The organism is Occallatibacter sp. (assembly GCF_049802275.1).
Classification (GTDB): Bacteria; Acidobacteriota; Terriglobia; order Terriglobales; family Acidobacteriaceae; genus Telmatobacter.
Window position 1 is genome coordinate 1 of the sequence record NZ_JBARMD010000298.1, and the last position, 9,304, is coordinate 9,304.

General features: G+C 55.7%; 6 protein-coding genes. 5 read left to right on the forward strand and 1 reads right to left on the reverse strand.

All coding sequences use genetic code 11. The annotated features are described in order from the left end of the window. Positions 1-22: 22 nt before the first annotated feature. The 5 genes from WA354_RS10540 (at position 23) to WA354_RS10560 (ending at position 7,142) form a co-directional block, all read left to right on the forward strand. A complete protein-coding gene (locus tag WA354_RS10540) occupies positions 23-370 on the forward strand; it encodes a recombinase family protein (RefSeq protein WP_472812972.1) in 348 nt (115 codons plus the stop codon). Between the two features lie 344 nt (positions 371-714). Beyond that, positions 715-1,386 carry an FG-GAP repeat domain-containing protein gene (locus tag WA354_RS10545; protein WP_472812967.1) on the forward strand — a complete coding sequence of 224 codons (672 nt, stop codon included), beginning with the start codon at positions 715-717 and terminating at the stop codon, positions 1,384-1,386. 169 nt (positions 1,387-1,555) lie between these two features. Further along, complete coding sequence (locus tag WA354_RS10550) at positions 1,556-2,836, forward strand: TolC family protein (protein WP_472812968.1); 1,281 nt, start codon at positions 1,556-1,558, stop codon at positions 2,834-2,836. Continuing rightward, on the forward strand, positions 2,833-3,990 hold the full coding sequence (locus WA354_RS10555; RefSeq protein WP_472812969.1) for an efflux RND transporter periplasmic adaptor subunit: 1,158 nt from the start codon (positions 2,833-2,835) through the stop codon (positions 3,988-3,990). Before WA354_RS10550 ends, WA354_RS10555 begins: the two co-directional genes overlap by 4 nt. After that, positions 3,990-7,142, forward strand: coding sequence for an efflux RND transporter permease subunit (locus WA354_RS10560; RefSeq protein ID WP_472812970.1), 3,153 nt, complete (start codon positions 3,990-3,992; stop codon positions 7,140-7,142). Before WA354_RS10555 ends, WA354_RS10560 begins: the two co-directional genes overlap by 1 nt. A gap of 164 nt (positions 7,143-7,306) precedes the next feature. On the opposite strand, the gene WA354_RS10565 is transcribed toward WA354_RS10560, so the two are convergent. After that, the gene (locus WA354_RS10565) at positions 7,307-8,860 is read right to left on the reverse strand and encodes a Fic family protein (RefSeq protein ID WP_472812971.1); all 1,554 of its coding nucleotides are present in this window, start codon (positions 8,858-8,860) and stop codon (positions 7,307-7,309) included. Positions 8,861-9,304 lie beyond the last annotated feature (444 nt).

Sequence of the window (9,304 nt, forward strand, 5' to 3'; positions counted from 1 at the left end):
CACCCGGCACTTCCTCGAACTGTTGGACGAGTTCAACCGGCTCAACATCGAGTTCGTCAGCTTCCGCGAGCAGATCGACACGGGTGGTCCGCTGGGCCGTGCCATCGTGGTCATCATCGGGGCGATCGCGGAACTCGAACGCTCGCTCATCGTCGAGCGCGTCCGAAGCGGCATGCGGAGGGCGCGCCTGGAGGGCCGGCACATCGGACGTCCTGCGCTCGAACTTGATCGTGATGCGATCTGCAGGGACCGCTGCCGCGGTCAGACCATCGGCCAGATCGCCAGGGAGCACCGCATCAGTCGAACAACTGTGCACAGGGTCCTTCACCTTCAAAACCCTGCCGAAGCCGCCGTTCCGAAAGGGTCCTGAAAACCGTCCTCCTAACCCACACAAAATAATCAGCCGGATCTCATCGATCCGGCTGTTCCATAAGGTGTGGGTTGAGAAACACAGCAGATCCTTCAAGACCTCAATGAATGACCCGGCGATATTGCGCTCATCGAGAACTCGAGGACTGATGAGGAGTCAAGCTTTCCTGTTGTGAAGCGCGTTTTCCGTTTACCGATCCTGGATGTCAGGCGGAGACGGAAATCTATCCGGTCTGAGATATCGGCCGACAAATCGCCGCCATTCATCCAAAGCTATGGATTGGGCTGACCGTTTTGGGTCAGTTGCATTTCCCCGAATTTCTGTGGAAGACTATAGTTAATTCGATGCAACTGCGTTCCCCGTTCGCAAAAGCGATTCTTCTCCTGATTGCCTTGGCCGCTCCGTGCTTGTGGGCCCAGGACGGCTTGTGGGGAGCTTTGTCGAATTCCAAGAATGCCTCGGGGCAGCTTCGGTCCTCCTTCGGATCGAGGCTCATAGCAGCGGACTTCGATCACGACCAGGAGCCGGATGGAGCGTTGCTTCTTGACGCCGGTGTTATCGGCGACCAGAAGATTTACCGGATTGAGCTGCATCTCTCAGCCGGGGAAAACCGTGACCTGGTGTTTGCCGCGAACGATCCTGCGCTCACAATCTCTGCTCAGGATGTGAACCAGGACGGAATACCAGACCTTATTGTCGAGCAGGCCTTCACGCACAAACGCATCCAGGTCTGGCTGAACGATGGACACGGCAAGTTCCGGCAAGTGCGCGTTGAAGATTTCCCGGCAGCGTCGGATGCACCGTGCCGGTGGCGTGTGCCGAAGCCGGTACAAGCCTGTCTGATTCTCGGCTTACCATCCCGATTCGAATCGCATCACGCGGCTCAGCTGCTCGAGATCCTTCGCTTTGATTCCTCTTCTTCGCATTGGAGAGTTCGGCGCGAAGAACGTTCTCTCAACGACATCATCTCGACATCAGATTCCCCCCGCGCTCCGCCTGTATCCCTTCCTCTCTAATTCGCACATCTTCGATTGAAATAAACCGGAAGCGACGGCCTGATCGGTCGGACTACTGCCCGCAATTCCATCTATGAATCGCGTGTTTTGGCGCTCGGGTTTCATTCGATCAGTCCTCTCACAGAATCGATAAGTCGCGGCGCGCTTCGCGCCGGTCCCGAGGAAGAATATGAAGCCAGGTTTGCCCACGCGGATTCCTGCGCGGACCATGGCAATGCTCCTTTTGGCGGTCGGGGTCTGCTCAGCGCAGCAGAGCCTCAACTGGGAGCAGGTCAGGTCCAGGTTTGAAGCCACAAATCCCACGCTGAAAGCCAACGCGTTGACCGTAGAGGAAGCACACGCACAGGAGATCACTGCGTATCTTCGTCCGAACCCACAGCTGACACTATCGACGGATGGGACGCAGATCGTACCTCACGACGGAGTCTGGCAGCCAATCAAAGGCACCGATTTCGTGCCCAACGTCAGCTATCTGCACGAGCGCGAACACAAACGCGAACTGCGCCTCGAAGGCGCCAAAGAAGGGACGCGCATTGCGCAGTCGCAATCCGAAGATGCCAGGCGGGACCTCGAGTTCACGCTTCGCGGCGCATTCGTCAATACGCTGCAGGCAAAAGCGTTGCTTGAGCTTGCGAAAACCGAACTCGAATACTACGACCACATCATCGAAATGAGCCGGGAACGGCTCCGGGCGGGGGATATAGCGCAGATCGATTGCGATCGCATCGAGTTGCAGCGAGCGCAATATGAGTCGGCGTTGCAGTCGGCGATCGTGAATCTACGTACCGCAAAGATTCAGCTCTTGCAGTTGCTGGATGATCGGACGCCGGTGGAGCAGTTCGATGTCTCCGGTCCATTCGACTTCTCTGATTCGCTGAAACCGCTCGATGAATACAGGCAGGCCGCACTGGACACGCGACCGGATCTGCAGGCCGCGATGCAAACGATACAGCAGGCGGAGACGAATCATAAGCTTGCGGTCGCCAACGGATCGACGGATCCGACGTTTGGCGGTTGGTACACCTACAACTCATCGAACAACAATCCGAACGGGATTCAGACGCTGGGCGCGAGTGTCAGCATTCCGTTGCGGATCTTTGATCACAACCAGGGCGAGAAGCAGCGCACACTTCTCGATATCGATCGCAGCCGCCAAGCCGAAGAAGCCGCCCGGGCGCAGGTGTTCAGCGATGTGGACTCGGCGTATGCGCAGGTGCAGAGCAGCGTTGAACTTCTCAAACCCTACAAGGATAAATACACAGCGCAAGCTACCCACGTGCGCGACGCGGTGACCTACGCCTATCAGCACGGCGGAGCGTCGCTGATGGACTTTCTGAATGCGCAGAGCGATTACCGGGTCGTTCAGCAGGCCTACCTGCAGCTGATCGGGTCTTATTTAACTGCCGCTGCTCAGCTCAATCTTGCCGTTGGTCGTGAGGTGATTCAATGATCAAGCAATCTGCAAATCGATTTCATTTCCTTAGAGTCGTCGGATTGTTTGGAGCCATTGCCTTGGCTCTTACGGGTTGCCGGAGAAAGGACGAGGGGAATGGCGATCCACCTCCGGCAAAGGTGATCGAGGTGTCCAACATGAGCCTGATAACGATCCCAGCAAAAGAGGTGTCAAAGTTTCCCGTTGTCAAGGCCGGACAGATGGAGGCGCCTGCCGAACTGAATGCGACCGGAACGGTGTTTCCCGACGTATCGCGTGAGGTTCCAGTCATCTCGCTTGCGAACGGGCGTGTTGTAGACATAAAGACGCGCCTCGACGACAACGTCCGGAAGGGACAGTTGCTTTTCAGCGTGCAGAGCCCTGACGTGACCAATGCGTTTGATGCGTATCTAAAGGCGGTGAACGATGAGCAGATGTCGGACAAGGCTTACATCCGCGCCGAGGATTTGTTCAAGCACGGCGTGATCTCTCAGGGAATGCTCGAACAAGCAGAGGATGCGGAGAAAGACGCCAAGGCTGATCTGGACGCTGCCGATGCGCAACTGAAGTTATTCGGCCTCGACAAGGCACACCCAAGCAGCATCGTCCATATGTACGCGCCGATCTCCGGCGTCATCATTGGCCAGAATGTGACCAATGCCGCGGCGGCGGGCGTGACTCTATCAGGGAGCGCAACGGCATTCACGATTGCCGATCTGAGCGAAGTATGGATTCTCTGCGACGTTTACGAGAACGACATTCCGCAATTGCATCTTGGGCAGGAGGCTCAGATGAGGCTTGATGCATATCCCGGCAGAATCCTCAGAGGACGCATCAGCGACATCGGTCCGGTTCTCGATCCATCGCTCCGCACTGCAAAGGTTCGAATAGAGGTCCCCAATCCAGGGATTCTTAAGCTTGGCATGTTTGTAACAGCGACCTTCTCCAGCTTGAAAAAGAAGACATTCACGGCCGTTCCAGCGGATGCGGTCTTGCATTTGCACGATCGCGATTGGGTTTACGTTCCGGTGGGCGAAGACCAGTTCAAGCGCACGGAGGTTCAGGCCGGCAAGATGCTCGAAGGCGGCCGGCAACAGATCCTTTCCGGAATTGATCCCGGCACTCCGGTTGTGACCAATGCCTTGCTTCTTGAAACAGCGGGGGAACAGTAATGCTTCGCGCACTGGTCGAATTTGCACTCAGAAATCGATGGATGGTGCTCGGCGGGACACTCGTCCTCACGGCGTGGGGAGTCATTTCGTTCCGTAATCTCCCCGTCGAGGCATATCCAGACGTGGCCAACAACTACGTACAGATCATCACGCAATGGCCTGGCAGGAGCGCTGAAGAGATCGAACGCCAGGTCACTGTTCCGGTAGAAATCCAGATGGCCGGCCTTCCACATCTCACCCATCTGCGTTCTACGACTCTCGCCGGCCTGTCGAGCCTGATGCTTATCTTCGACGACGATTCGACGAGCGACATGAATCGCGAGCACGTCTTGGAGCGGCTGGGCCAAGTGAACCTGCCTGCAAACCTGACCCCGCAGATGGGTACGGATTGGAGTCCGGTCGGCCAGATCTTCTGGTACACGCTCGAAAGCAGCAATCCGTCATACGACGTAATGGAAAAGAAATCGCTGGAAGACTGGACGCTTGAGAAATCATTCAAGAGTGTTCCGGGCGTCGTAGATGTGTCCAGTTTCGGAGGGCCAACGAAGGAGTACCAGGTCCGGCTGGACCCGGACAAACTCGTTTCCGGCGGCCTCTCCATCGCCCAGGTGGAACAGCAGATATCCGCGAACAATACAAACGGCGGCGGCAGCTTCATTGAACAGGGCGCACAGCAGGTTAATGTTCAATCGCTCGGACTGTATCGTTCGGTGCAGGACATCGAAAACACTGTCGTCAAGAGCAACAACGGAGCCGCGATCAGGATGCGCGAAATCGCGACCGTCACGCAGGGTCCGAAAATACGCCTGGGACAGATCGGACGCGCTACGCACCGGCCCGACGGAACCATCGTGGATAATCCCGATACCGTTGAAGGAATTGCTCTGCTGCAAAAGGGGCAGGATTCAGATCCCGTCCTCGTGGGCATTCACAAGGAAGTGGAGACGCTGAACAACCGCATTCTGCCGAAGGGTGTCAAAGTTGTCCCGTTTCTCGACCGTTCTGACCTCGTCACGTTCACCGTGGATACCGTGGAGCACAACCTGACGGAAGGGATGATTCTGGTCTCGATCATTCTTTTTCTGTTCCTGGGCAATGTGCGTGGCGCCATTATCGTCGCTCTCACCATTCCTTTCTCCCTGATGTTCGCTTCCATCTTGCTCGATCTCAGCCATATCCCTGCGAACCTGTTGTCTCTCGGCGCACTCGACTTCGGCATGGTTGTCGATGGCAGCGTGGTGATGATCGAAAACATTGTTCGACACCTTGCGCAATCGGACGATCAACGCACTCCCGCGCACAAAATCCGCGATGCAGCGCATGAAGTTCAGAGACCGGTGTTCTTCGCCATCGCGATCATCATCACGGCTTATCTGCCCATCTTTACACTGCAGGCAGTAGAGGGACGGCTCTTCAAGCCAATGGCCTGGACGGTGGCGTTTGCCCTGGCTGGTGCACTGACGTTTTCGATGATCATCGCGCCCGTCTTCGCTAGCCTGCTCTTAGGTAGGGGAGCGAAGGAGTGGCACAACCCACTGATGCTTTGGCTGACCAGCCATTATCGAACCGCGGTTCGGAAAGCCATCGAGCACCGGTACGTGACCGTTGGCTTCGCTGGCGTGCTGTTTCTTTTCTCCCTGTATCTCACCTTCGGTGGGCCGATCGGTTCGGAGTTCCTGCCCCATCTGGATGAAGGATCCATCTGGGTCAGGGGAACGCTACCACCAAGTGAGGGGCCGACGGCGAGCATTGATTTCACCAACAAGGCCCGGATCGCTATGGCATCATTTCCCGAAGTCACACAGGTTGTGAGCCAGACCGGACGTCCCGATGATGGCACAGACACGACGGGTTTCTTCAACACCGAGTACTTCGTCGATCTCAAGCCGAAAAAGCAGTGGCGGCCGGTATTCCACCAGGACAAGGATGCCCTTATCGCCGCGATGAACAGAAAGCTGGAGGAATTTCCTGGAGTGATCTGGAACTTTTCACAGCCCATATCGGACAACATGGAAGAGGCGGTCTCGGGTGTGAAGGGCGAACTCGCAGTCAAACTGTATGGAGACGATCTGCGAACGCTCGAGAGCAAAGCTGAGGAAGTCCAGGCGCGGATGGCTAGCGTACGTGGCGTTGAGGACCTCGGGATCTTCCGCATCATTGGCCAGCCGAATTTGAATTTTCAGGTAGGCAGAGCAGCGGCTGCCCGCTGGGGCATCAATGTCGCAGATATCCAAGACGCAATTCAGACGGCTGTCGGAGCCAATGCTCTTACGCAAGTTCAGCAGGGCGAGGCACGTTACGACGTTACGCTCCGCTATGAGAAACAATGCCGGGACACAAGGGAGGCTATTGAAAATGTTCGCTTGCTCGCGCCTTCCGGAGAGCGCGTGAGCCTGGCGCAACTCACTAAAGTGTCAACCGACGATGGCGCCGAGGAGATCTATCGCGAGGGAGGTCAGCGTTACATTGCGATCAAATACTCGGTGCGAGGGCGAGATCTTGGATCTACGGTGAAAGAGGCAATCGACAAAGTCGATCAGAACGTGAAGCTCCCGGTCGGCTATCACTTGGAGTGGGCCGGCGAGTATGAGAGCCAGAAGCGCGCCGACAAGCGCATGGCGATTGTCATTCCCATCACCGTGCTCGCGATCTTCCTGATCCTCTACGTCATGTTCCGATCTTACAAGTGGACGATGCTTGTTCTGGTCTCGGTGATCATGGCTTCGATCGGTGGACCTTTAGCGCTTTTCCTCACCGGAACCAACTTCTCTGTGTCATCGGCTGTCGGATTCCTTGCGCTCTTCGGCGTATCGGTGCAGACGGGTGTAATCATGCTCGAATACATTAACCAGCTCCGCGCCCGGCGAAGAGCGGCCGGCGAAACTGGCCGTGAGCAGATTGTCGAATCGGCGATCGAAGGGGCCGTTCTTCGGCTTCGGCCGATCATGATGACAATGCTGGTCGCCACGCTCGGGCTACTCCCGGCTGCGATGTCTCATGCCATCGGTTCTGATTCCCAAAGACCATTCGCTATCGTTATCGTCGGCGGTCTCATTGCCAACCTCGTGATCGGCGTCTTCCTTATGCCCGCCATGTACGTATGGATGGCGCGAGAAGATGATGCCTTGCCGGAAACAAATGGGAATCACTAGATGCGATCCTCGGAAACTCTACTGCTGCGGAGACGATTGCTGTGGCCCAATTTTCCGGATTGTGGAAACAGATCACGTTCCATAAGGTGTGGGTTGAGAAACACAGCAGCCTCCAAGGACAGGAGATCCCGTATTCGTGGGAGTGGTGAGTGGTGCCATACAGCTCATGCGATCTCCTGATCTTCCCTTGAGAATTCCAGTTCTATAGGGTGTGCTTCCTGCCGCGCTTGCCGTACGGCCTCTTCGATGCGCCGTATCTCTTCGTCAGACAGCTCAGAGAACAAAGGGCGCTTGGCTTGGGAAAGGTCGCCTCTGTTCTGGAGGATGAGTTTTATCAAGAGCGATGCTCGGCGATTTGGCATGTCGACGATATTCAACGTGGCTCGAAGGGCGGCATCGAAGACGGCGAGGAACCCGATCTCTTCCCGCAGGTCATGTCGGATCGCCTCCTCTACACATCGATACAGGTACTCCGCTTGTTCGGTGGCGTCGAAATAGCGGTAGAGATTCTCAGTTTCGTTATGCACTGTCATTCCATGATCCGAATCGAGATCAAACTGAATGAGTGGGAGGATGGAACCCGAGAACCGTTCGAGCGCCTGGTCGTAGGCCGCTCGATTTCGCAGCATCGCAGCGGAGATCGGAAAGAGAATTCCTGGTGGCGTAAAGCCGCGCTTGGCGAGAACGTGGTGGACAAGGAAGCGATGGATGCGGCCATTGCCGTCATCGAAGGGGTGTATGAAAACAAATCCAAATGATGCCACTGCTGCCGAGACTACAGGGTCCGTTCCGTCTGACGTTTCCAAACGACATACCATTTGCATCCATGAATCCATTAAGGCCGGAACGTCCTCGGGTTTCGGACAAACAAAATGCACGTGTTCGCTATAGTCGGGGAGTGTCTGGGAGACAAAGTTCTGGTCCGTCCGCCAATCGCTCTGCGCGTAACGGGCATCGACGATCTCGTTTTGCAAACTAACAAACTGGCTCTTTTTTGATGGATCGAAATCGGTGGCCTTCATAAGCGAAGTGACAAAGCGTTCGGTTCGATCCTGACTTGGAGCTTCACCCTCGATGGCAAAGGAGGACTTCGTTTCCTTGGTGAACAGATACTGGACGGCCCGGGACAGAATCGCGGGGTCGCAGCCCCGCACGATTGTTTGTGCTTCCTGGGAAAGGCCTCTCGCCATGAAACTCTGCAGTTGCTCGGTCCTTCGAACCAGCGGGGAGTATCTGCCATCGCCAAGGAGGTTGTCATTGATCCGTTGCCTTCGAATGAGTCTTCGAGGACCGGTAAGGTGAATTTTCGGGTCCAAGAGGTCTATATAGCCCGAAGGAATCAAGTCAGGGACGTTGAGACGTCTCTGCGTCAGCAACTCATACAAGTACCAGGCTCTCCGGGCAAAGATGCTGGTGGGCTCAGATTGAATCCACGTCTCGAGTATGTGCAAGTCTATGGCCCTGAAGATAGCGGCATAGACATCCAGAGCGATGGGTTCGTTGCGCAGGGCGAAGCGAAGATCTCCAACTTGCCCTTTCGGAGCGTAGTCTTTTGGATACTGCTCGAGGATCTTCCCGTCAGCGGCAACGGTCCTTCGGGCTCCAGCGACAATTTCGGATTGTGTCGCAGGAGGAGGTACTTGCAGGTTCAGATCCTCAATTAATCTGCAGAGGCCGGTCTTTATCGGGTATTTCGGTGCGGGAACTTCATCGGCCATCCGAAAACCTCATTTATACGTGGCTTAAATCCGAATACTTCATCATCTGCTGGATTCCCTATTTAACCACAGAAACCTCATCGGATGTCCAAATTCATCACTTTCTGGCTATTCTGATCCGGAAACATCATCGAGGCTTCTTCAAGACTTCCGTGAGTGACTTGGCCTGAACTCGCCAGTCGACATCGGCAGGATCGGCATCAACTATCTGGGCTCGAAGGGCAACACCTCCCTGACAGATTTTCCGCGGCTGCCCATCCATCTCCAACGGCCGCCCGTCCCTGATCCTCGACTTCAAACCACTTATCCTGCCTGTCACATCTTGACAATCATGATGAGTGAGATATACCGTCATCTCCCATGGACGATCAGAACACTGACGTGATCCAGGGAACACTCGACATGCTGATACTGAAGACCCTCAGCCTGGAGCCCATGCACGGC